General features: G+C 71.2%; 20 protein-coding genes. 11 read left to right on the top strand and 9 right to left on the bottom strand.

Annotated elements, in window-relative coordinates:
• Positions 1–29: 29 nt before the first annotated feature.
• Positions 30–1,043: a LacI family DNA-binding transcriptional regulator gene (locus E1283_RS10105; RefSeq protein WP_243744730.1), complete on the bottom strand. Its 1,014-nt coding sequence runs from the start codon at positions 1,041–1,043 to the stop codon at positions 30–32.
• A gap of 155 nt (positions 1,044–1,198) precedes the next feature.
• Here E1283_RS10105 and E1283_RS10100 point away from each other — a divergent pair, with 155 nt between their 5' ends.
• On the top strand, positions 1,199–2,644 hold the full coding sequence (locus tag E1283_RS10100) for a glycoside hydrolase family 10 protein (RefSeq protein ID WP_243744729.1): 1,446 nt from the start codon (positions 1,199–1,201) through the stop codon (positions 2,642–2,644).
• A gap of 48 nt (positions 2,645–2,692) precedes the next feature.
• Here E1283_RS10100 and E1283_RS10095 read toward each other — a convergent pair whose 3' ends face one another.
• On the bottom strand, positions 2,693–3,406 hold the full coding sequence (locus tag E1283_RS10095; RefSeq protein WP_132817603.1) for a TetR/AcrR family transcriptional regulator: 714 nt from the start codon (positions 3,404–3,406) through the stop codon (positions 2,693–2,695).
• 131 nt (positions 3,407–3,537) lie between these two features.
• On the opposite strand from E1283_RS10095, the gene E1283_RS10090 reads away from it, so the two are divergent.
• The gene (locus E1283_RS10090) at positions 3,538–3,993 is read left to right on the top strand and encodes a nitroreductase/quinone reductase family protein (RefSeq protein WP_132817602.1); all 456 of its coding nucleotides are present in this window, start codon (positions 3,538–3,540) and stop codon (positions 3,991–3,993) included.
• A 58-nt stretch (positions 3,994–4,051) separates the two neighbouring features.
• Here the strand turns inward: E1283_RS10090 and hemC are convergent, their stop codons facing one another.
• Positions 4,052–4,984 (bottom strand): hydroxymethylbilane synthase, encoded by a 933-nt coding sequence (gene hemC, locus E1283_RS10085; protein WP_132817601.1) that lies wholly within the window; start codon positions 4,982–4,984, stop codon positions 4,052–4,054.
• A gap of 71 nt (positions 4,985–5,055) precedes the next feature.
• Here hemC and E1283_RS10080 point away from each other — a divergent pair, with 71 nt between their 5' ends.
• Genes E1283_RS10080 through E1283_RS10070 form a run of 3 tightly spaced genes read left to right on the top strand, consistent with a single transcriptional unit; the run spans position 5,056 to position 8,652 of the window.
• Positions 5,056–5,610 (top strand): hypothetical protein, encoded by a 555-nt coding sequence (locus E1283_RS10080; RefSeq protein ID WP_132817600.1) that lies wholly within the window; start codon positions 5,056–5,058, stop codon positions 5,608–5,610.
• 50 nt (positions 5,611–5,660) lie between these two features.
• Positions 5,661–6,059, top strand: a complete 399-nt coding sequence (locus tag E1283_RS10075) for a hypothetical protein (protein WP_132817599.1) — start codon at positions 5,661–5,663, stop codon at positions 6,057–6,059.
• A 4-nt stretch (positions 6,060–6,063) separates the two neighbouring features.
• Positions 6,064–8,652 carry a DUF4132 domain-containing protein gene (locus E1283_RS10070; protein ID WP_243744728.1) on the top strand — a complete coding sequence of 863 codons (2,589 nt, stop codon included), beginning with the start codon at positions 6,064–6,066 and terminating at the stop codon, positions 8,650–8,652.
• On the opposite strand, the gene E1283_RS10065 is transcribed toward E1283_RS10070, so the two are convergent.
• The 4 genes from E1283_RS10065 to E1283_RS10050 form a co-directional block, all read right to left on the bottom strand.
• The gene (locus E1283_RS10065) at positions 8,599–9,096 is read right to left on the bottom strand and encodes a hypothetical protein (protein ID WP_132817598.1); all 498 of its coding nucleotides are present in this window, start codon (positions 9,094–9,096) and stop codon (positions 8,599–8,601) included. The two genes, E1283_RS10070 and E1283_RS10065, sit on opposite strands and share 54 nt — an antisense overlap.
• A 131-nt stretch (positions 9,097–9,227) precedes the next feature.
• Entirely contained in the window at positions 9,228–9,731 is a 504-nt protein-coding gene (locus E1283_RS10060) for a CDI toxin immunity protein (RefSeq protein WP_132817597.1), read from the bottom strand.
• A complete protein-coding gene (locus E1283_RS10055) occupies positions 9,728–14,197 on the bottom strand; it encodes an RHS repeat-associated core domain-containing protein (protein ID WP_132817596.1) in 4,470 nt (1,489 codons plus the stop codon). Before E1283_RS10055 ends, E1283_RS10060 begins: the two co-directional genes overlap by 4 nt.
• A gap of 218 nt (positions 14,198–14,415) precedes the next feature.
• Positions 14,416–14,649, bottom strand: coding sequence for a hypothetical protein (locus tag E1283_RS10050; RefSeq protein ID WP_165956073.1), 234 nt, complete (start codon positions 14,647–14,649; stop codon positions 14,416–14,418).
• A 115-nt stretch (positions 14,650–14,764) separates the two neighbouring features.
• On the opposite strand from E1283_RS10050, the gene E1283_RS10045 reads away from it, so the two are divergent.
• Both E1283_RS10045 and E1283_RS10040 read left to right on the top strand, forming a co-directional pair.
• Positions 14,765–15,619 (top strand): helix-turn-helix domain-containing protein, encoded by an 855-nt coding sequence (locus E1283_RS10045; protein ID WP_132817595.1) that lies wholly within the window; start codon positions 14,765–14,767, stop codon positions 15,617–15,619.
• Positions 15,594–15,806 carry a DUF397 domain-containing protein gene (locus tag E1283_RS10040; protein ID WP_243744727.1) on the top strand — a complete coding sequence of 71 codons (213 nt, stop codon included), beginning with the start codon at positions 15,594–15,596 and terminating at the stop codon, positions 15,804–15,806. The genes E1283_RS10045 and E1283_RS10040 overlap by 26 nt, the downstream gene beginning before the upstream one ends.
• Positions 15,807–16,026: 220 nt before the next feature.
• Here the strand turns inward: E1283_RS10040 and E1283_RS37155 are convergent, their stop codons facing one another.
• Positions 16,027–16,173 (bottom strand): hypothetical protein, encoded by a 147-nt coding sequence (locus tag E1283_RS37155; protein ID WP_165956072.1) that lies wholly within the window; start codon positions 16,171–16,173, stop codon positions 16,027–16,029.
• Positions 16,174–16,462: 289 nt separating this feature from the next.
• Between E1283_RS37155 and E1283_RS10035 the strand changes: the two genes are divergently transcribed.
• Genes E1283_RS10035 through E1283_RS10025 form a run of 3 tightly spaced genes read left to right on the top strand, consistent with a single transcriptional unit; the run spans position 16,463 to position 19,386 of the window.
• On the top strand, positions 16,463–17,800 hold the full coding sequence (locus tag E1283_RS10035) for a serine/threonine-protein kinase (protein WP_132817594.1): 1,338 nt from the start codon (positions 16,463–16,465) through the stop codon (positions 17,798–17,800).
• Complete coding sequence (locus E1283_RS10030) at positions 17,787–18,170, top strand: effector-associated constant component EACC1 (RefSeq protein ID WP_132817593.1); 384 nt, start codon at positions 17,787–17,789, stop codon at positions 18,168–18,170. Before E1283_RS10035 ends, E1283_RS10030 begins: the two co-directional genes overlap by 14 nt.
• Entirely contained in the window at positions 18,151–19,386 is a 1,236-nt protein-coding gene (locus E1283_RS10025) for a caspase, EACC1-associated type (RefSeq protein WP_132817592.1), read from the top strand. The genes E1283_RS10030 and E1283_RS10025 overlap by 20 nt, the downstream gene beginning before the upstream one ends.
• Here E1283_RS10025 and E1283_RS10020 read toward each other — a convergent pair.
• Positions 19,362–20,300: a hypothetical protein gene (locus E1283_RS10020; RefSeq protein ID WP_132817591.1), complete on the bottom strand. Its 939-nt coding sequence runs from the start codon at positions 20,298–20,300 to the stop codon at positions 19,362–19,364. The two genes, E1283_RS10025 and E1283_RS10020, sit on opposite strands and share 25 nt — an antisense overlap.
• Before the next feature lie 92 nt (positions 20,301–20,392).
• Between E1283_RS10020 and E1283_RS10015 the strand changes: the two genes are divergently transcribed.
• Positions 20,393–20,803, top strand: a 411-nt coding sequence (locus E1283_RS10015) for a helix-turn-helix domain-containing protein (protein ID WP_165956071.1), incomplete at its 3' end; no start/stop codon positions are given.

Genomic DNA, 20,803 nt, shown 5'->3' with positions numbered 1-20,803 from the left:
GGGCGGGGGGACCTCGGGAGAAGCCCCCGTCAACCCCCCAGGCGGGCCGTCGACGCCCGGACCACCAGCTCCGTCGCCAACTCCACCCGCGGCGAGTCGATCTCCTCCCCCCTCGCCTGCCGCAGCACCGTCCGCGCGGCCACCTTCCCCATCTCCGCCAGCGGCTGCCGCACCGTCGTGAGCGGCGGCGCCGACCACCGCATCTCGGGGAGGTCGTCGAAGCCGACGACGCTCACGTCCTGCGGCACCCGCAGCCCGAACTGCCGCAGTGCCTCGATCGCGCCCATCGCCATCTGGTCGCTCGACGCGAAGACCGCCGTGGGCGGTTCCGGGAGTTCCATCAGCCGGCGGCAGCCGTGGAAGCCGGACTCGTGGTAGAAGTCGCCCGGCACCGTCAACGACTCCTCCACCGGCACCTCGGCGGCCTCCAACGCGGCCCGGTAGCCGTCGTGTCGGGCCCGGCTGCACAGCAGCCGCGGGGGGCCCGCGATGAAGCCGATGCGCCGGTGGCCGAGCTCCAGGAGGTGTTCCGTGGCGGCGATGCCGCCCGCCCAGTTGGTGGCGCCGACCGTCGGCGCGGCGAGCGACGCGCCGCCCGCCGGGTCGACGACCACGATCGGTACCCCGAGCCTGGTGAGCTCCTTGTGCAGCAACGGCTCCAGCACGGACGTCACCATGATCACGCCGTCCGAGGCGCGGGCCCGCAGGTTGGTCATCCACTGCCGGGCGGCGCCGGCGCGGTCGTGGATGGCCGAGACGACGGTGCCGACGCCGGCGGCGTGCGCGACCTCCTCGACGCCCCGGATGATCTCCACGGCCCACGGGCTGTCGAGGTCGTTGAAGACGAGGTCGAGGAGGGCGGCCCGGTCGCCGGGCGGCTGGGTGCGGCGCCGGTAGCCGTAGTGCCGCAGCAGCTCCTCGACCTTGGCGCGCGTCTCCGGTGCCACGTCGGAGCGGCCGTTGACCACGCGGGAGACGGTGGGCACCGACACGCCCGCCTCCCTCGCGATGGCCGTGATGGTCACCTTGCGTTCTGCTGCCATGAGCACCTTCTTCTGTCGCATCCGGGCGCGTCCGGCCACCGGAAGTTTTTCAATGTTATTCCGGAAGGCTTGACGCCCTCCAGGGCGGCCCTTAGAAACGGACGCGTCAGCCTGCGGGGGCATGACAACGAGAGGGGTATCGGATGCATCCCCTGGTGCGCAGAGCCGCAGTCGTCATCGCGACCGGAGCGTTCCTGCTCTCCGGCGGCGCGGTGTACGGCAGCGCGCAGGCCCAGGAAGCCCAGGCCCAGCCGGCCCAGGCCCAGGAAACACCGTCTGCGAACGGTCCGGCGGTCCAGGCCGCGACGCTGCGCGAGGCGGCCGCCGCCCAGGGCAGGTTCGTCGGCACCGCCATCGCCGATGGCAAGCTGAGCAACACCACCTACACCAACATCGCCCGGACCGAGTTCGACAGCGTGACCGCTGAGAACGTGATGAAGTGGGACACGCTAGAGCCGTCGCGCAATTCGTTCAACTACGCGCCCGGTGACCGGCTCGTGAACTTCGCCCAGGCCAACGACCAGCAGATCTACGGGCACACGCTGGTCTGGCACAGCCAGCTGCCGAGCTGGGTGACCAACGGCGGCTTCAATGCCACCGAGCTCAACTCGGTCATGACCAACCACATCACCAACGTGGTCACCCACTACCGGGACTCGATCGAGTACTGGGACGTGGTCAACGAGGTGTTCAACGAGGACGGCACGCTGCGCGGCTCGGTGTTCCAGAACACCATCGGCCAGGGCTACATCGCCAACGCCTTCCGCGCCGCGCGGGCCGCCGACCCGGACGCCAAGCTGTGCATCAACGACTACAACGTCGAGGGCACCAACGCGAAGAGCAACGGCCTCTACAACCTGGTGAGTTCACTGCTCAACCAGGGGGTGCCGATCGACTGCGTCGGCCTCCAGTCGCACTTCATCCTGGACCAGATCCCGTCCACCCTCCAGGCGAACATGCAGCGCTTCGCCAACCTGGGCCTGGAGGTCAACATCACCGAGCTGGACATCCGGATGACGCTGCCGGCCGACAGCGCCAAGCTGTCCCGCCAGGCGACGCAGTACGCGTCCGTCGTCGGGACCTGCCTGGCGGTGGCGAACTGCGGCGGCATCACGGTGTGGGGCTTCGGCGACGTGGACTCCTGGATCCCCGGGGTGTTCGACGGCCAGGGCGCGGCCTGCCTCTACGACAACAACTACGCCCCGAAGCCGGCCTACAACGCCATGCTGACGGCCTTCGGCGGCGAACCCGGCGGGGAGGACCCCGGCGACCCGGGGGAGCCACCGGTGACCGGGTGCGTCGCCAACTACCAGGTGACCAGCCGCTGGAACGCCGGCTCGGTGGTCAACGTCAGCGTGACCACGGCCCAGGCCGTCACGGGCTGGGCGGTGACCTTCAACCTGCCGTCCGGTGAGTCGGTCACCAACTCCTGGAACACCGCGCTCAGTCAGAGCGGCGCGGCGGTCACGGCCCGCAACGCCTCCTACAACGGTTCTGTGGGTGCCGGCGGTTCGTTCAGCTTCGGCTTCCAGACCAACAGCGGCGCGGTCTACAGCGCGCCGGTGCTCACCCTCAACGGCACGGTCTGCACGGCCAGCTGACCGCCACGGGGTGACGCACCCTCACGCCCGGTCCGGCGGCGACGCGACTCAGCTCGCCGCCGGACCGGCAGCCACGCCGACCTCCACCGCCAGCCGGTGGGCGGCGTGCGCGAAGAACACCTCGTGGGCCGTGATGGCCCCGTTGTACTGCCCGAAGACCTCGAAGGACACCAGCCCGATGAGCTGCGCCCACGCCGCGAGCAGCGCGGCGACCGCCGGCTCGGGCAGTTCCGGCGCGAACTCGGCGGCCACCGCCTTCGTGTCGGCCCTGACGGGCTCCGGCGTCACGCCCCAGGCCGGCCGGCCGAGCAGCCCGTCCTCGTGGGCCTCCCTGGCCACCGCCAGCAGCGCCAACGGCACCCGCACCCCCGGCTGTTCGGTGTCCCGCGGGGCGGCGTACCCGGGGATCGGCGTGCCGTGGACCAGGCCGAACTCGTGCGGGTTGGCCAGGCCCCAGTCGCGCACCGCGCCGCACACCCGCACCCAGCGGGCGCCGGGGTCCGTCCGGGGCGCGGCGGCCAGCCCGGCCTCGGCGGCCTCGCCCATCGCGTCGTAGGCGTCGACGATCAGCGCGGTCAACAGGTCGTCGCGGCTGGGGAAGTAGCGGTAGAGCGCCGAGGAGGCCATGCCGAGCTCGCGGGCCACCGCGCGCAGCGACAGCCTGGGCGCCCCCTCGGCGGCCACCCGGCGCCTGGCCTCGTCCTTGATCGCCGCCGTCACCTCGCGTCTGGCCCGCTCTCTGGCCCCCTGGAACGTGCTCATGCGGTCCAGTCTGCCACCGAATGGATCGATGCTCAAAAACGAGAGCGGTGCTCTTGAAATCGCCGGCCGCGAATGTAACCATTGCTCTTGACCGAGAGCAGTGCTCACATTGACCGACGGGAGACCGCGCGATGTCGTCCACCACCCCCCATGTCAGAAAGCCCGGCTGGTTCACCAACAACGTGCTGAACAAGACCGTCGCCTGGTTCACCTACCGCGGCATCAGCGTCTGGGGCTCCCGGGTCCTGGCCGTCCGCGGCCGCAGCAGCGGCGAGTGGCGCACCACCCCCGTCAACCTGCTCACGGTCAACGGCAACGACTACCTGGTGGCCCCCCGTGGCCATGTCCAGTGGACCCGCAACATGCGGGTGGCCGGCGGCGGCGAGCTGCGGCTCGGCAGTAAGGCGGAGCCCTTCACGGCCGAGGAGATCCCCGACGACGAGAAGCCGGCCCTGCTGCGCGCCTACCTCAAGCGGTGGAAGGCCGAGGTCGGCGTCTTCTTCAACGGCGTCGGCCCCGACTCCTCGGACGCCGACCTGCGCCGCATCGCCCCCGACCACCCGGTGTTCCGCATCACCCGCCGGTGAGCCCCCTGTTCGGGCCGCGTGCGAAGGCCCGGGCTCAGCGCGGGGCTCAGTGCGGGGCTCAGTGCGGGATGGTGTCGATCAGCTCCCGTGCCCCCTGGCGCAGCAGCGCCACCGCCACCGAGGTGCCGAGGGTCGCCGGATCGAGCGGCCCGGCCCACTCGTGGGCGTCGAGCACGGTCTTGCCGTCCGGCGAGAACACCCGCCCCCACAGGCTCAGTCGGCCGTCGCGCTCCGCCTTGGCGTAGCCGGCGATCGGGCTGTTGCAGTGGCCCTGGAGCACGTGCAGGAACATCCGCTCGGCCGTCATCTCCCGCCAGGTCGCGGGATCGCCGAGCCCGGACACCGCCTCGATGACGTCCGTGTCCCCCTCCCGGCACTGCAACGCCAGCACTCCGGCCCCTATCGGCGGGCACATCTCGTCCACGCCGAGCACCTGGCTGATCCGGTCCGTCATGCCGATCCGCTCCAGACCGGAGACGGCGAGCAGCAGCGCGTCCGCCTCGCCAGCGGCCAGCTTCTCCAGCCGGCGATTGGCGTTGCCGCGGATCGGCACCGTCACCAACTCCGGGTAGACGGCCGTGAGTTGCGCCACTCGGCGGACCGAGGACGTGCCGATCCTGGTGCCCGGCGGCAGCTGGTCAAGGGTGCGCCCCGCCGGGTCGACGAGCGCGTCCCGGATGTCGTCCCGCGCCAGGTAGGCGGCGAACACCGTGCCGGCCGGCAGCGGTCGGTCGGCGGGCACGTCCTTGACGCAGTGCACGGCCAGGTCGGCCTCGCCGGCCAGCAGCGCCGCGTCCACCTCCTTGGTGAACGCGCCCTTCCCGCCCAGCTTGGCGAGATCCCCCTGCCACCGGTCGCCCGAGGTCGTGACCGGCACCACCTCGGTGCGGATCTCCGGGTTCCGCGCGGCCAGTTCGGCGCGCACCCGCTCGACCTGTGCCAGTGCCATCGGGGAGGACCGGGAAACGATCCGGATGAGCTCAACGGCCATGCGGGACACGATAGCCTTCCGGCACGGGGTACACCTGCCAGACCGAACGCCAGAACGGATACGTAGCCCTCATGGCTGAGGTAGATGACTTCGCCCTGCTGGCCCGCATCGCGAGCGATGAAACGTTGCTGCGCTACTTCGAGTGGCCCTGCGACTTCGATGTGACCCGGCGGGAGCCCGTAGAACGCCTGCACCTGTCCTCCGACGCCGTCCTCGAGCCCGTCGCGGGCTGCGGATCCGGCGGCACCTACTTCCTGATCGGCGACCGTGGCGGCACCCGGCCCGTGATCTACACCAACTCCGAGGGCCAGGGCGGCCTGATCGCCGACAGCCTGCGCGAGGCACTGGAGTTGATGGCCGGCATCCCCTTCTGGATGGAGTGCCTGCACCTCTCGCCGGCCGAACTCGCCCGCCCCGAGACCGACCTGCTCAAGAAGCTGGAGCTGGACTTCCACGAGGACCTGCCCGAGTTCGACCCCGCGCACCAACGCGCCGCCGCCGCGGCCCTCGGCATCACGCCGCCCAGCCCCACCCGGCTGCTGCGCCGCCTGCGCGAGCGAGTCGCCCGCACCCGCCCGGACTTCATCGTCCACACCACGGACGGCTGGCCCTACGACAGCTTCTGACGGCCCGGACGTCGCACTGGTTGTCAGTGGTGGCCCGTAACGTCAGCGGCATGCCATACGTCACGTTCGTCGACGAGACGACAGCGGGCGAGCGCTCGGCCGGCCGGGTGCTCGACATCACCGGGGAGCGCACCACGCCCCGCGAGCTGATCCGGCGGCGCGTCCGCCACGAGGTCGCCGAGTACAACGCCGGCACTCCCCGCGTCTTCCGCGGTCTCGTCCAGCCGGAGCGCGCCGAGCGGGTCCCCGGCGGCCACGCGATGCCCGGCCCCGGCCCCGGCCACGTGGACGCCGACGCCCAGGTCGAGCGAGCCCTGCGCGCCTTCCAGGGCAACGGCTTCCTGCTGCTCGTCGGCGACCGGCAGACCACCGAGCTCGACGAGGAGATCGAGCTGACGGCCGACACGGAGGTGACCTTCCTCAGGCTGGTCGCCCTGGTCGGGGGGTGAGGACATGAGCACACAGCAGCACGCCGCCGCCCTGCGGAAGGCCCTGGAGGCCGGCGACACCGCCGCCGCGGTCGAGGCGGCCGACGGCATGGTGCGCGTCACCCTGTCCACCGGCAGGGGCCACACCGTCTTCGACGACGCCTGGTTCCACCGGCTCCACGAGCTGCCCGCCGAGGTGCGTCGCCCCGTCGCCGAGCGGGTGGCCGCGCGGATGGCGGAACTCCCGCCCGACCGGGGCCTGGTGGAGGTCGGCTTCGACCCCGCCACGGCGCTCACCCTCCTCTCCCACGGCCTGGCGGACGACCGCTTCGCGGCGGCACGCGACTGGCTGCTCCGCTCCGTGGGGAACCGCTTCGTCTTCCACGGCCTGTGGGGAGTGGAGGCCCTCTTCACCGCCGACGCCGCCGCCGGCCTGCCCGTGCCACCGGCGGTGCTGGCCGCCCTCCGGCGGACCGCGCTCGGCGGATACGCGCCCGCCTCCACCCACGCCGCGCTCAAGAGGCTCACCGACCCCCCGCTGAACGTGGGCGAGGCCTGGTCCGACGCGGCCCTGGCCGCCGTCACCGGCCCCGACGACCCCTGGCTCGCGCTGCTGCGCCACCTCACCACGGCAACCACCGCCAAGCCGTCCGCCGCCTGGGAGCAGACCGCCCGCGCCCTGGCGGACGCGGCCGGCCCCGAGCGGGTGCGTGACCTCGCCGTGGCCCTGCTGCGGCAGGTGGGCCACCCCCGCACCCTGCCGCTCGCCGTGGGGCCGTACCGCACGGCCAACGACCTCTTCGACGCGCACAACGCCACACCGCTGCGCGGCCTGGCCTGGCTGGCGTCCCTCCTGCCGCCCCACCAGGACACGGCCAGGACACTCGGCGCCCTGGTGGAGACCTCCCTGCGGAAGGTGCCGGGCGTCGGCCCACGCAGCCCCAAGGTCGCCAACGCCGGCGTGGTCGCCCTCTCCAGGATCGACGGCGAGGCCGCCCTCGCCGAACTCGCCAGGCTGGCCGCCCGCGTCACCTACCGGGCCACCGCCAAGCTGGTCGACTCCGTCCTGCTGGCGCGCGCCGCCGCACTCGGCCTCGGCCGCGAGGAGGTCGAGGAACTGGCCGTCCCGACCTACGGGTTGACCACCGTCGGCTCGGCCGCCGTCCCGCTCGGCGAGGCCACCGCCCTGCTCACGGTCGGCGGCGTCAAGGCCACCCTCACCTGGCGCACCGTCGCCGGCAAGCAGGTCAAGGGCGTCCCGGCCGCCGTCCGGCGCGACCACCCCGAGGAGGTGGCCGAACTGCGCGCCTCGGTCAAGGACCTCGACGGGATGCTGGCCGCCCAACGCGACCGCCTCGACCGGCAGTTCCTCGCCCGCCGCACCTGGGCGTACGGGAGCTGGCGGGAGCGCCTCCTCGACCACCCCCTCGTCGGCACGCTCGCCCGCCGCCTGCTGTGGACCGTCGACGGCACGGCGGTCGGCTTCGCCGACGGCGCCCTCCGCACCCTCGACGACACACCCGTGACGCCGCCCCAGGACGCCGGGATCACCCTCTGGCACCCGGCGGACCGAGACCCGGCCGAGACCGCCGCCTGGCGCGAGTGGCTCGAACGGCACGCCGTCACCCAGCCGTTCAAGCAGGCCCACCGCGAGGTCTACCTCCTCACCGACGCCGAGCGCGCCACCGGCACCTACTCCAACCGCTTCGCCGCCCACGTCCTGCGCCAACACCAGTTCCACGCCCTGGCCGCCGTCCGCGGCTGGCGCAACCGGCTGCGGCTCTCCGTGGACGACACCCTGCCGCCCGCCGTCCGCGAACTGCCCGCGTGGGGCCTGCGCGCGGAGTACTGGATCCACGGCGACGCCGCCGACTCCGGCGCGGACGACTCCGGCGTGCACGACATCACGGACTCCGGCAGCTTCCTGCGGCTGCGCACCGACCAGGTCCGGTTCTATCCCCTCGACGCCCCGGAGAACCTGGCACACTGCGACGGCCACTGGCCCTACGAGATGTGGCTGCGCGACGGCAGCGAGCCGGTCGACCCGCTGCCGCTGGAGGAGATACCCCCGCTGGTGCTGAGCGAGGTGCTGCGCGACGTCGACCTGTTCGTCGGGGTGGCCAGCGTCGGCAACGACCCGACCTGGCAGGACGGCGGCCCCGACGGCCGTCACCGCGAGTACTGGACGTCGTACGGCTTCGGCGAACTCAACGCGACGGCCCAGACCCGCCGCGCCCTCCTCGAACGCCTCGTCCCCCGCCTCGCCATCGCCGACCGCTGCACGCTCGACGGCCGCTTCCTGCTCGTGAAGGGCGATCGCCACACGTACAGGATCCACCTCGGCTCGGGCAACGTCCTGCTCTCCCCGAGCGACCGCTACCTGTGCATCGTCCCCAAGTCCGCCGGCACCGCCCAGCCCGCCGGCTACCTGCCCTACGAGGGCGACCACACCCTGGCCGTCATCCTGAGCAAGGCCATGCTGCTGGCCCGCGACACGGAGATCACCGACCGCACGATCCTCAGCCAGCTCCAACCCCGGGGCGACGCCGAGCGGGCGCGTTCACAGCGCGTCGCCGCCGAAACTCCGCACGAGATCCCGCAGGACGCCACGTGAGAACCCGTCCGTTGCCGGGTCGTCGGGAGTGAGCAGGCACACCGAGTAGAAATCCCCGAGCAGCAGCCCCACCTGCTCGAAGTCGGTCGGCGGCGCGTCACCGCGGCCCGTCTCGCGCACGCCGGACAGGTGCGCGGCGAACAGGGGGGAGGAGCGGATCCGGAAGAAGAGGGAGAACGGCCCTTCACCCGAGGAATCGAGGGCGTAGCCGTTCTCCTCCCAGAACTCGTTCATCGCCGCGTCGCGACAGAAGGACATGAGCTCGGGAAACCTCTCCTCCCGGGTGTCCGGGAGTGCCCACGAGGCCAGCGCGGCCTCGCCGAAGGGCTCCTCGTTGAGCAGCAGCCCCGGCCAGCGGGCCAGCCGCAGGCCGAGGAACGTCTTCGCGGCGGCCGCGAACGAGGCGTCACAGACGAAGTCGTTGGGGAAGCCGGTCGGGTACACGCTGCGTCTCCTCGCTCGGGACGATCTGCAGGCTCAGGCGGACGTGCCTCCGGTGCCGACCGGGCCGAGCGCGGGATGTGGGTCCGCCAGGTTGCCGCCGGGCGCGCGAGAGCGACCGCGATACGTTGAGTTCACCGCGTTTCGTCAACCTCGTTCGATCGCCCTACCGGGTCACCGAGCCCCGGGACGCGGGCCACCGTGAATCGGCCGTCGTGCTGGTACTCGATGAGGATCTCCTCGTCGACGGCGAACAGCCAGATGTCGTCGCTCGCCGCGAGCACCTCGGCCGCGTGGGCTTTGACGGAGCGTGCCGGCAGGGCGATGGACGGCACCGTGAGGTTCCCCCACATCACCACGACGAGCGAGTCGGTTTCCGTATACGCCTGGACGAGGTCGGCCAGACGGCGTTCCGCCTCGGCCCACTGCTCGATGAAGACCTGTTCGAGGTGGCCGTGGGCGTCCCAGTCGAGGGCCCCCCAACTGGTGACAGAAAACCGCCGCAGACTGAGCCCGTAGAACTCCTCACTCTCCGGCCACGTGAGGAGTACCACCTCGTTCCTTTCTCCCTCGCCCATGCTGTCCAGCAGTTCGTCCAGGGCTTCGGGAAACGTGCCGTAGTGCTCCGCAGCGCTCATCGGTTCAGCCTACTCAGGGCGTTGAGCATGTCCTGTTCCGTGCCCTCCCAGGGGACGGCGAAGCGCTCGGCATCCGGTCCCCGGCCGACCTCGACGTTGAAGTGCGGCCCCTTGCCAGGGTCGAAGTCGATGCGGAACCGCTTCCACGTACCGTCGACGACGGTTTCGAAGCCCACCACCTGGCCGTAGGTGTTCGCCGACTCCAAACGTCCTCGGTAGGGCCGCCGGGTGTGCGGATTGATGTCGCCGAGCAGGTCCAACGCGTGGTTGCGCGCCTGGTTGATGTCCGCGAACGTCTCCGTGACCACTTCCGGCCGCCGTCTGCCACCGGTCGGGTGGGCGGCCAGGCCCAGCGGATCGGACCAGGTGTGCGGGTTGTGAACGTAGCCGTAGTGGTTGGGTGCGGGCAACAGCCCCAGCGGGTCGGGACCGGTGTAGCGGGCGGTCTCGGGGTCGTAGTGACGGTGGACGTTGTAGTGCCAGCCGGTCTCCGAGTCGGCGTACTGGCCGGGGAACCGCAGTGGGGTGGTCGTGGCCCCGTCGGATGTGCGGGACGCCGGTGACCCGAGGGGGGCGCCCCAGACCGTGGCACGCCTTCGCCAGGCCACATGGCCGGCCTCGTCGACGAGTTCCGTGGGAGTGCCCACGAGGTCGGTGACGATGGCATAGAACTTGCGGTCGAGGTCGTCCCCGGCCGGGCCCTCCGTCTGGGCCACCGGATGCAGGCCGTTGTAGTCCCAGGTCAGCGTCGTCGCCTCCCGCCCGGACGCATGGGTACTCTGCTCAACCAGCTCGGTGCCGGCCCAGACGAAGCCCGTGCGCTCCACCGCGGTCCCCGAGGCGTCCAGGTGTTCCTTGCCGATGCGGCGGCCGAAGGCGTCGTAGTGATAGCACCACCGGTCGCCGTCCGGGGTGGTGACGGCGGCGAGGCGGTCTTCGGCGTCCCACTCGTAGCGCCAGGTGTCAGGCTTCTTCGAGAGCCGCGTCCGCTGCCGGAGTACGACGCGGCCCGCGCGGTCGTACTCGTAGCGGGTCAGGCCAGCACGCGTCAGCCGCGTCCCGGAGCGAACGCGGTCGCCTGCTCCTGGGAGATCACCGGGCCACGCGGCGGCTGTCTGGTTCCCGGCCGTGTCATAGGTGTAGCGCTCGCCGCCATTGACTCCGGTGGCGGCGGTCACCCGGCCGATGGCGTCCAGGGAGTAGTGAGCCGTATCGCCGCCGGTGGGGTCGGTGACGCCGAGCAGGTGATGGTCCGCTCGGTAGGCGAACGTGCGGTGGCGCACGGTCCGGTCACCGGCGTGGGTAAGCGTCTGCTCGGACAGGCGCCCCACCGGGTCCCACGCCTGGCTGAGCGCGAGCCCAGTGGCCGCGCGCCGCCAGGTCTCGCGGCCGACAGCGTCATGTTCGAACGTGAATCTCTTTCCCGCACTGACGAGGACAGTGGGCAGCCCTGCCTGGTCGTACTCCCAGGTGCTCTCATGCCTGTTCGGAGTGATTCGGCGGAGCGGGCGGCCCATGGGGTCGTGGGTGTGGGTGACCTTTCGGCCGTCAAGGGACTCCGAGACGACGCGCCCGAGGGCGTCACGCTCGATGACCACTTGCGAGCCCCCACCGGCCGCTTCGATCACCCGGCCACGAGTGTCGTAGCCGAAGGTCCAGGTTGTCCCGCCCGCGGACTTCGTGACGAGATTACCCAGCACGTCGTGGGAGAAAGTCACCGTCTGCCCCAGCGCGTTCTCCCGGGCAGTGAGTTGACCGGCGGCATCGAGCCGGTAGGTGACACGACGGTCGTCGAAGTCGCATTCCCCGACAAGGCGGCCAGCCTCGTCGTACGTGTAATCCCAGGACAGACCGTGCGGGTTGACGACCTCGACGACCTGGAGTTCCGTGTCACGGACGAACTCGTAGCGGGCTCCGTCCACATCGATCTGCGTCGTGAGTTTGTCGAACGCGCCGTACTCGAATGTCGTGGTGGCGCCGTTCTCGTCAGTGTGCGAGACACAGTTGCCCTCACCGTCCCAGACCCAGGACTGTGCTCCGCCCAGAGGGTCGACACGACGCATGGGATGTCCCTCGACGGTGTAGCCGGTGACGCTGACGGCTCCGAGAGGGTCGGTCACCCGGACCAGGCGGCCGAAGGCGTCACGGTCGTAGTGGGTGACCTCGCCCAACGCGCTGGTGACGGCGACGGGCAGTCCCGCGGCGTCGCAACGGATCGTCGTCGTGTGGCCCAACGGGTCGGTGACGGCGGCCAGTCCGCCGTGCCTGTCGTGGGTGTAGCGGGTGCGGTTGCCAGCTGGGTCGAGGACGACAGTACGGTTGCCGGCCGCGTCATACGCGTGGGCCCAGACGGAGCCGTCGGCGTCGATGACAGTGGTGGGGAGCCCCAGGTCGTTGTACTCGTAGCGGATGGTCTGGCCGTCTGGACGCGTGACCGCCGCGATCTGACCGTGGTCGTCGTACTGGTAGTGGGTGGAGTGGCCGAGGGGGTCGGTAAGGGCGAGGGTGCGGTCGTAGCGGTCCCAGTCGTGGGTGGTGGTGTGACCGAGCGGGTCGGTCTGGGCGATGAGTTGGTAGCTGTCGTTGAACTGGAAGATGGTGCTGTGGCCGAGGGAGTTGACGGCGATGGTGCGGTCGGTCTCGGGCTGGTAGTGGTAGCGGTACTCCAGGGCGCGGTCGGTGCCGGTGGTGAAGACGCACCGGCCCAGGTCGTCGTACTCGTAGGAGTACCAGTAGCCGTTGCGGTCCTCCCAACGGGTGAGCCGGAAGTGGGCGTCGTAGGCGAACCTCAACGGCTGCCCCGAGGAGTTGTAGATCTCGGAGAGCAGGCCGGCCTTGTCGTAGCCGTAGCGCAGGAGGACGGGCTGGGCCGGGTCGTTCAGCAGCCGCAGCTCGCTGATCCGCCCGTTCTCGGTGCCGATACCGACGTGGTAGCCGCCGTCGTGGATGACGTCGGTGGGCGCGCCACTGGCCGGGTCGTACTCCACCCGGATCCGGTTGCCGTTGCGGTCGGTGATCGCCGTCAGGGGCAGCACGCCGCCGGGGCGGCCGGGGACCTGGACGAAGTGGAGGGTGTGGCCGCTCTCCCGCTGGTGGACGGTGATCGGGCTGCCTGGCTGCCCGTCCCAGGACAGCCCCCAACGCGGGCCCTCCACCGGCAGCACGGTGTCCCCGGGGATCGGGCGGGGATACAGCAGGGCCATGCCGTCGGCGGAGAACAGCCGCGCGCCGTACTCGTCCAGGACCAGGCGCTGGTCGAGGGTGGAGGCCCAGGACGCGCCGAACCAACCGCCATCGTGATACGTCGAGATGTGATGCCGCTCGATCACCAACGGCAGTACGCCAGGGAGCTCGACATCGACGGCAGACATGAGAAGCTCACCGGTGGCCACGTCCACCGGGTCACCGCAGCCGTTGCGGCGGAACATCTGGACGCCGCGCTGGCGAAGGTTCCGACCGAGGCCCGTGACGCCCTGGCGCAGGCCGGTCAATCCGGTCCTGGCGGCGGACAGGCCGCCGCGTAGGCCGCGGGCGAGGCCGCCGAGGGTGGTGAGGCCCTTCATGCCGGGGATGCAGTCGAGGGCGGCGAAGGCGACGTCCCAGAGTGAGGCTTCTCCGTTGGCGTAGTCGTAGAGGGTGTCGGCCAACACCACCAATGCCGCAGCCAGCACGACCCAGGCCAGCGGGCCGCCGATGATCAGGACGACGATGCCGAGGACGGCGACGACGACCTTGCAGATTTCGACGATGGTGTCCCAGTTTTCGGACACCCAGTTGATGGCGTCCTCCCACCAGCGGCGGTTCTGGATGCCGGCGTCGGACGCCTCGTCGATGCTGGAGGCGCAGGTGCTGGCGGCGTCCTCCCGCATCTCCTTGGCCTGGCGGGCGAGTTCACGCGCGGCGGAGAGGGCTTCCTCGGCCGAGTCCACCTGCCCCTGGGCGTCGGAGGCCGCCTGGCCGGCGGCCGTCGCGTCGCGGGTCGCGGCGCGGACGTCGGCCTCGGAGGGTGGCTCGACGTCGTCGCGTTCGCCCTCGCGTTCCAGGCGGTCGGCCTCGTCGCCGGCGCGGGACACCCAGTCCTGCGCGTCGGTCAGTGCCGACTGGGCGGAGGACAGGTCGGCCTGGGCGGTGATCGCGCGGTCCAGGGCCCGGTCTGCCATGCCCTGCGCGGTCTCCAGCTTCGGCCAGTAGGTCTGGAGGGCCTGGGCCGCCATGTCGTAGGACGTCTGGAGCATCTGGAGGTTGGGCGGCACCCCGTCGAACTCCGACCGAAAGGCCTCGGCGGAGAGGCCGGCCCAGTCGAGGACGGCCCGGTCCTCCGACATGCCACGGACCTGCCCCAGCGCCTCGCCGACGTCGTCCGCGAACGTCTGGAGTTCGTCGGCGAGTTCGCGTACCTCGTCCGGATTCCCCGGCGTCGGATCCGAGTCCATGTCGACCGGCGACCAGTCAGACGGACGCACCATGATGTCTCCCCCGTGACGATCAAGTGACGTGCGGTATCTGACGATACGGTAAACGCGAGGTCAAGTCGCGTTCAACGGGGTTGGTGTCACAGTAGTTCGACAGTTGCCCTTGGCGCGGCGGTCGGCCTCGCTGCGGGCGTTGACCCCGCGGAGGCGGTCTTCGAGTTCGGGCCGGCGGTCCGGGGTGGCGGGTTCGGGCGGTGGCGGCTCCTCGTCGGTCAACGGACGCACCCCCGCAGCACGGACGCCAGCTTGCGGGCCAGGTCGAGGTTGCAGCGGCCGAGGTCGAGCAGCGGCCGGGTGGCCTCGCCAGCGCAGGAGGCGAGATCGACGCGGAGTGACGGCAGCACGATGCCGGCCGCCTCCAGCGCCTCCCGTACCTCCTCGGCCGCCGACTCCGCGTCGGCGATCCGCGTGGCAGCGGCTTGGCGGCGTTGCGTGGGATGGCTCATGGCCCACCTTTCATCACATCGGGTTGGCGAACGCTTCCCCAGCGTGACCGTCTCGCGGCTACGGTGGCCATGGTTTTCCGACCACACCGGCGGTGAAAGGCAGGGGAGTCACGCTATGGCCACACCTCGCACGTCCGTCCACTTCGGCCCGACGCGCATCGGATGGGAGTTCTTCGGCGCCGAGCTGAAGCGGCGTCGGGAGGACGCGGGACTGTCGCAGGACGACCTGGGGAGGCTGGTGTTCTGCTCCGGCTCGTACATCGGCCAGTTCGAAGCGGCTTTCCGCAAGCCGCAGTTGGACCACGCGCGGCGGTTCGACAAGATCTTCCAGACCGGCGGGCTCTTCGAGCGGATGTGTGAGGAGCTGATCAACAAGGCGCCGTTCGCCAAGCACTTCCAGTACGCGGCCGAACTCCAGGCGCTGGCCACCGAGGTCAGCGAGTACGCGCCGTTGTTCGTCCCCGGGCTGTTGCAGACGGAGCGCTACGCGCGCACGGTTTTCGGTGCGGCCGAGCCGTTCGACTCTCCCGAGGCGATCGAGGAGAAGGTTCGGAACCGACTGGAGCGGGCCCGCATCCTTCAGGGGCCAACAGCTCCCAGGTTGTGGACGATCCTGGGCGAGGAGGTGCTACGCCGACCCATCGGCGACAGGTCCGTCATGGCCGAGCAGCTTCGGCACCTCGTGGCGACCGTGCGGAAGGGCCGGGTACTGGTTCAGGTACTTCCGTTCTCGTCGGGTGCACAGGGGTTGCTCGCTGGCAACATGACTCTGATGGCCTTCGAGGACGCTCCGGACGTGGCCTACGAGGAAGGTCCTTACTATGGCCAACTGCTGGACGAGCCGGCCTTGGTGGCCCGGTGCCAGTGGGCCTTCGATCAGGCACGGGCGGCAGCGCTGCCGCCCAAGGAGTCCCTCGAACTGATCGAATCGGTAGCGAAGGGATATGAGGCTGATGATGGCGACGGATGAGCTGTGCGGTATCTCCTGGCGCAAGTCGAGCTACAGCGCTGGCGACAACGGCAACTGCCTTGAGGTTGCGGACGGGGTTCCCGACGGGCTTCCGGTGCGGGACAGCAAGGCCGCTCCGGCCGGGCCGGTGGTGACGTTCTCCGCCGCCGCCTGGGCGGCGTTCGTCGGCGGGGTTGTCAAGCGCTGAGGCGTTGCCATCGGCGGCGGTGGGGCCGGGGGACTATGCCAGGGGGAACCTGCGGGAGTCCGCCCGGCCCGGCGCGCGCCGCCGATGGCGCGTGGGCCTGGGGGGATGAGCCGGTGGGGGGTTGGTCGTTCGCGTGACGTCGGCCTTATGCCCCGTGCAAGTTTCGGCGAGTTCCGGTTGCGCGTTCTGGACGGGGGCGCACTTGATGTGCTTGGCGCCCCTACGACGTCCTGCCGCCCTTGGCGCGGCGGTCGGCCTCGCTCTGGGCGTTGGCCTCGCGTAGTCGTTGCTCCAGCTCCGGGCGGCGATCGGGTCCGGACTGCGGCTGCTGGGGCACGGACTGGGGATGGTTGTTCTCCGAGCTCATCGTTCGCACCTCCCCGACGCCGCGAGCGGCATGCGGGAGAGCGGGAACGGGTGGGTAACAGGGGGCGGTTCCGGCGTGGTGATGTCTGGCATTCTCCCTGCCACCTGCGGATCTGCGCTGAGCCGTAACATGTGCCACCTCTCATCACTTGGCGTTGCCGTTGCCAATCTCAGCGTGACGGGCGAACCGTTCCGGCACATACCGGTTTCGGCCAACAACGGTCCCGGACGGTGAGGTGTCCGCCACGCCGTGACAGGGTCGGCGGGGACGAGGAGGGGAGGGCCGACGCATGACCGAGCCGATGGAGCTCGGCGGCCGGTACCGGCTGCTGAAGCGGATCGGGGGCGGCGCCATGGGGATGGTGTACGAGGCGCACGACGCGGTCCTCGATCGCAGGGTGGCGGTCAAGGTCCTCCGTCTCGGGCATTCCGGCGAGCCGGAGGACCGTCTCGTACGCTTCCGCCGCGAGGTGAAGGCGTTGGCCAGGATCCGTCATCCCAACGTGGTGCGGGTCTACGACTCGGGCATGCACGACCACGAGCCGTATCTCGTGATGGAGTTCCTTGACGGCGTCTCGCTGTACCGACTGGTGCGCAGACGCGGGGCGTTGGAGACGTCGACCGTGCGGGTCATCGCGGCCGGGCTGTGCGCGGCACTGGCGGCGGCCCACGACGCCAGGGTGCTGCACCGGGACGTCAAGCCGTCCAACGTGACGATCACCGCCGCCGGTCAGGTGGTGCTTCAGGACTTCGGGATCGCCCGGCTCGCCGACCAGTCGGTCGTCACCCAGGCCAACGTGCGGATGGGCACGCCCGCCTTCATGGCTCCCGAGTCGATCCGGGGGGCGGCGCCGAGCCCGGCCACCGACCTCTACAGCCTGGGCCTCTGCCTGCATCTGACGCTCACCGGCGAGCCCCCGCTCGGGGACTCCGACGATATCGGCCCCATCATCGAGCGGGCGGTGACCGACGGGGTGAGCCCGCTCCACGACCGCGGCCTCGGGGACGCCGAACTGGTGCGGCTGGTGGACGAGTTGTGCCGCAAGGAGCCGGAGGACCGGCCGCAGTCCGCGTCCGAGGTGCTGGGGCGGCTCGGGCCGGTCGCGCCCGACGCCGGCGAGCGGTTGACCGAGCTGGTGCGGGAGTTCGTGCGGGACGACGTGCTGGGGCACTTCCGGAGCGTGCCGCGCGACTCGGTCGAACCGCAGGTTCCCGAGGACCTGGACGGGGCGATGCCGGGCCCGGCGGTGCCCGGCGCCTGGGGCCTGGCCGCGGCGTCGTCCAGGCTGGGGTCGCCCGAGCCCGCGGTGTCGCTCAGCATGGCCACGCTCCAGTTGGTGATGGCCAACATGACGCCGGGGACGGCCGCCTCGAAGCAGCGGGAAGCGGTCAACCTGGCGATGCGGGGTGAACTACCCGAGGCAGCACGGTTGTTGGAGAACGTGATCTCGTTCTACCGGGCGCATCTCGGAGCCGACCACCCCAACACGCTTGTCAGTGAGTACTGGCATGCTGTCTGTCTGGCGAGGCTCGGCGCCCGCAAGGAGGCGTTGGCGCTGTTCTCGCGGGTGAGTGACCACGCTGGGCCTGGTGGGACGGAGCGGGAGGAGACGGATGTCCGCGGTTGAGATCCTGATCGGCGGTGGCGAGGCCGAGGACCGACTCCGGTCACTACGGGAGTGGTTGGACGCGGACGAGGCGCTGGGCGGCTCCCTGCGCGCCCAACTGGCGGCGTCCGGGCCGGCCCCGTCCGGATCGATGGGGCTCGGCTTCGACGTGCTGGAGCTGGTGATCGGTTCCGGCCTCTCCATCGGCGCGTTGGCCGTGTCGATCCTCCAGTGGCGCCAGGCGCAGCGCGTGCGGCGGGAGTTGACGCTGCGGCGGGGTGAGATCGAGGTGCGCATCCCGGTGGCGGACGCGGAGGCGGATCGGGAGTTGGTCCGGCGAATAGTCTCGCTGCTCGACGACGAGGACAAGGATGAGCAGCGGCCTGCCTGATCCCGACGCGTCACGGGCGGTGCTGATCGGCGGTGCCTCGTACCGGCACCTGGAGCAACTGCCCGCCGTCACCGCCAACCTGCGCGACCTGGCGGAGACCCTGTGCGACGCGACGCTGTGGGGGCTGCCCGAGCGGCACTGCGTCCAGGTGTCCGATCCGGCGGACGCCCCGTCCCTGATCGGGCCGGTGCGGCGGGCCGGCGACGAGGCCACGGACACGCTCCTCGTCTACTACGCGGGGCACGGGCTGCGGGACGCCGACTCGACGGACCTCTACCTGGCGTTGACCGGCTCCGAGGAGTACAGCGGATACACGGCCGTGGCGTACCAGCACCTGCGGGCGGTCGTCCGGGCCTCGCGCGCGCGGCGGCGGATCATCATCCTCGACTGCTGCTTCAGCGGGCGGGCCGCCCGCATCCTCACCATGGCCGACGGCAGCCTCGCCAGCGAGGCGGCGGTGGACGGCGCCTACGTGCTGACCGCCTCGCCCCGGGACCGGGCCGCACTGGCGCCGGAGGGCGAGACGCACACGGCGTTCACCGGCGAACTCCTCGACGTGCTGCGGCTCGGCATCCCGGAGGGGCCCGAGCTGATCAGCCTGGACGCGCTCTACCGGACGCTGCTCGACCGGCTCCAGGCCAAGAACCGGCCGACGCCGCAGCGCAGCCAGGAGAACGACGTCGGCCGGCTGCCGCTGGTGCGGAACCGGGCGTCGGCGAACGGGGCCGGGCCGGCCGGTCCGGTGCTGGACAGCGACGTGAAGACCGCGATGGTCGCGTCGGGGCTCCGGCTCGCGCGGCTGCTCCGCGCCAGCGGCCGGCCGGGCGACGCGCTGCCGATCCTCCGGCTCGCGCTGCGCGAACGCGGCCCGCGGGACCGGGACGGCACGTTCGCCGTGCAACTCGAACTCTCCGAGCTGCTGGCCGACTCCGGGCAGAGCCGCGAGGCCATCGAGGTGTTGGAGCAGGCGTTCCACGAGACGCACCGCACGCCCGGCCCGGAGGCGGTCGCCGTCTGCCGGCGGCTGGCGGAGCTGCTCCAGGAGTCGGGGAACCACGTCCAGGCGTGCGAGGTGCTGAAGCACGCGCTTGACCTGGTCACGACGGTTTCGACGCGCGTCGAACACGGACGTCAGAACCGGGGATCTCAGAACCGGGGATCTCAGGACCGGGGATCGCCAGGTCGGGGATCTCAGAACCAGACGCCGCTGCGGTGACGTGCCCGGCGGTGGGCGCGGCGGGGGTTGCCCTGGAACCGATGCCAGGGGGCGACGGTGAGCCGGCCGCCGAGCGCCCGGAACATGTCGCGGGCGGCGGCGCGTTCGCCCGTCAGGGAGAACATCATGGCGAACACGTTGTGCTCCCAGACCCAGTCGGGTCCGCGCCGGTAGTCGGGGTGCCGCACCGAGCGGTCAGCGGCGTCGTGCAACTGGCGGGCGATGAGGGGGTTCCTGAGGTAGCCGCACCCATGGACGCCCTCAGCCGTCAGCGACTCCATGTGCGCCACCGGAACCAGCACGCCCAGGGGGCTCGCGCCGGGCGTGTGCGTCATCGCGCCGTACGCGAAGGCGTGCATCTCCTCCTCGGTGCCGCCGTGCCGGGGGATCAACTGGTCGAGGTAGGTGTGGTGGGCGCCGACGTGCCCGGGCGCGAGGCGCACCACCTCGTCGAAAAGGGGCCGGCTCTCCGCGAGTTCGACTCCTCGCACGGTCGCGACGACATACCGCGCGAACCGCGCCTCGGGCCACTCCGGTTCACGTTCGGCGACAGCCACCAACTGCTGTTCGGCGACGCCCAGTTCATTGAGGTCGGGGCCCTGCTCGGGGGAGGGTGCGCAGCGCCCGCAGTGCCCGCCGCCGGCTTCGTGGGCCAACTGGAGGTGGCACACGCCGGACAGCAGGAGGGCCACGGACGGCGTCTCGTCATCGGCGACGACGCCGGATATCAACTCCCGCACCTTCGGTGACTGCGCCAGGACGGAGAGCAGTAGCTCGCGCTCCCGGCCGGTCACCGCCTCCAGGTACCCCTGGACGGTCGGCCAGTCCCGGCCGCTGACGGCCCGGCGCAGCTCGGCCGGCAGCGGCGTCTCCCGCGGGAGGAGACGTCGCCATGCCGCACTCAGGACCCCCACGGTTTCCTCCCCTTCACATGATCACGACATCGTGTACATATCACGCTGTTGATCGACGAGCGGTGGTGGGGTGGGCTGGCGATCCTGGAGGGATGGACGATCCGCACGATCACCGGACGGACGTCGGCCGGCGGGTGGCGCTGCGGCGCGAGCAGCTGGGACTGAGCCGCGAGGAGGTCGCCGGCCGGGCCGGCGTCGCGCCGCAGTACCTGCGGTATCTGGAGGAGCACCCGGCCTCGCCGAGCGTCGCCTCGCTCACCCGGGTGGCGCGGGCGCTCGGCACCACGGTGGCCGAGCTGAGCGGCGGCCCGGCGGCGGCCGGCGCGGCCTCGGCCGGAGGCGGCGGCGAGGCCGTCTCGCTCGATCCGGAGGCGTGCTACGAGCTGGTCGCCGCGCACAGCGTGGGCCGGATCGCGGTGCGGACGGCTGATGGGCCGGCGATCGTGCCGGTCGGCTACGCCGTGGTCGACGGGGCCATCGTGTTCCAGACCGGGGACCTGGGG

The sequence above is a fragment of the Streptomyces hainanensis genome (genome assembly GCF_004348415.1).
GTDB classification, from domain to species: domain Bacteria; phylum Actinomycetota; class Actinomycetes; order Streptomycetales; family Streptomycetaceae; genus Streptomyces; species Streptomyces hainanensis.
The sequence above is the reverse complement of the archived record's forward strand: the minus strand, read 5'-3'. Positions and strand labels throughout refer to the sequence as shown.

Bases quoted from the DNA above. Each gene is read 5' to 3' on its own strand.
- E1283_RS10035 (WP_132817594.1), top strand. From the start codon at position 16,463: ATGACCGAGCCGATGGAGCTCGGCGGCCGGTACCGGCTGCTGAAGCGG.
- E1283_RS10050 (WP_165956073.1), bottom strand. From the start codon at position 14,649: ATGAGCCATCCCACGCAACGCCGCCAAGCCGCTGCCACGCGGATCGCC.
- E1283_RS10075 (WP_132817599.1), top strand. From the start codon at position 5,661: ATGCCATACGTCACGTTCGTCGACGAGACGACAGCGGGCGAGCGCTCG.
- E1283_RS10060 (WP_132817597.1), bottom strand. From the start codon at position 9,731: ATGAGCGCTGCGGAGCACTACGGCACGTTTCCCGAAGCCCTGGACGAA.
- E1283_RS10045 (WP_132817595.1), top strand. From the start codon at position 14,765: ATGGCCACACCTCGCACGTCCGTCCACTTCGGCCCGACGCGCATCGGA.
- E1283_RS10070 (WP_243744728.1), top strand. From the start codon at position 6,064: ATGAGCACACAGCAGCACGCCGCCGCCCTGCGGAAGGCCCTGGAGGCC.
- E1283_RS10090 (WP_132817602.1), top strand. From the start codon at position 3,538: ATGTCGTCCACCACCCCCCATGTCAGAAAGCCCGGCTGGTTCACCAAC.
- E1283_RS10030 (WP_132817593.1), top strand. From the start codon at position 17,787: ATGTCCGCGGTTGAGATCCTGATCGGCGGTGGCGAGGCCGAGGACCGA.
- E1283_RS10055 (WP_132817596.1), bottom strand. From the start codon at position 14,197: ATGGTGCGTCCGTCTGACTGGTCGCCGGTCGACATGGACTCGGATCCG.
- E1283_RS10080 (WP_132817600.1), top strand. From the start codon at position 5,056: ATGGCTGAGGTAGATGACTTCGCCCTGCTGGCCCGCATCGCGAGCGAT.
- E1283_RS10025 (WP_132817592.1), top strand. From the start codon at position 18,151: ATGAGCAGCGGCCTGCCTGATCCCGACGCGTCACGGGCGGTGCTGATC.
- hemC (WP_132817601.1), bottom strand. From the start codon at position 4,984: ATGGCCGTTGAGCTCATCCGGATCGTTTCCCGGTCCTCCCCGATGGCA.
- E1283_RS37155 (WP_165956072.1), bottom strand. From the start codon at position 16,173: ATGAGCTCGGAGAACAACCATCCCCAGTCCGTGCCCCAGCAGCCGCAG.
- E1283_RS10040 (WP_243744727.1), top strand. From the start codon at position 15,594: ATGAGGCTGATGATGGCGACGGATGAGCTGTGCGGTATCTCCTGGCGC.
- E1283_RS10095 (WP_132817603.1), bottom strand. From the start codon at position 3,406: ATGAGCACGTTCCAGGGGGCCAGAGAGCGGGCCAGACGCGAGGTGACG.
- E1283_RS10105 (WP_243744730.1), bottom strand. From the start codon at position 1,043: ATGGCAGCAGAACGCAAGGTGACCATCACGGCCATCGCGAGGGAGGCG.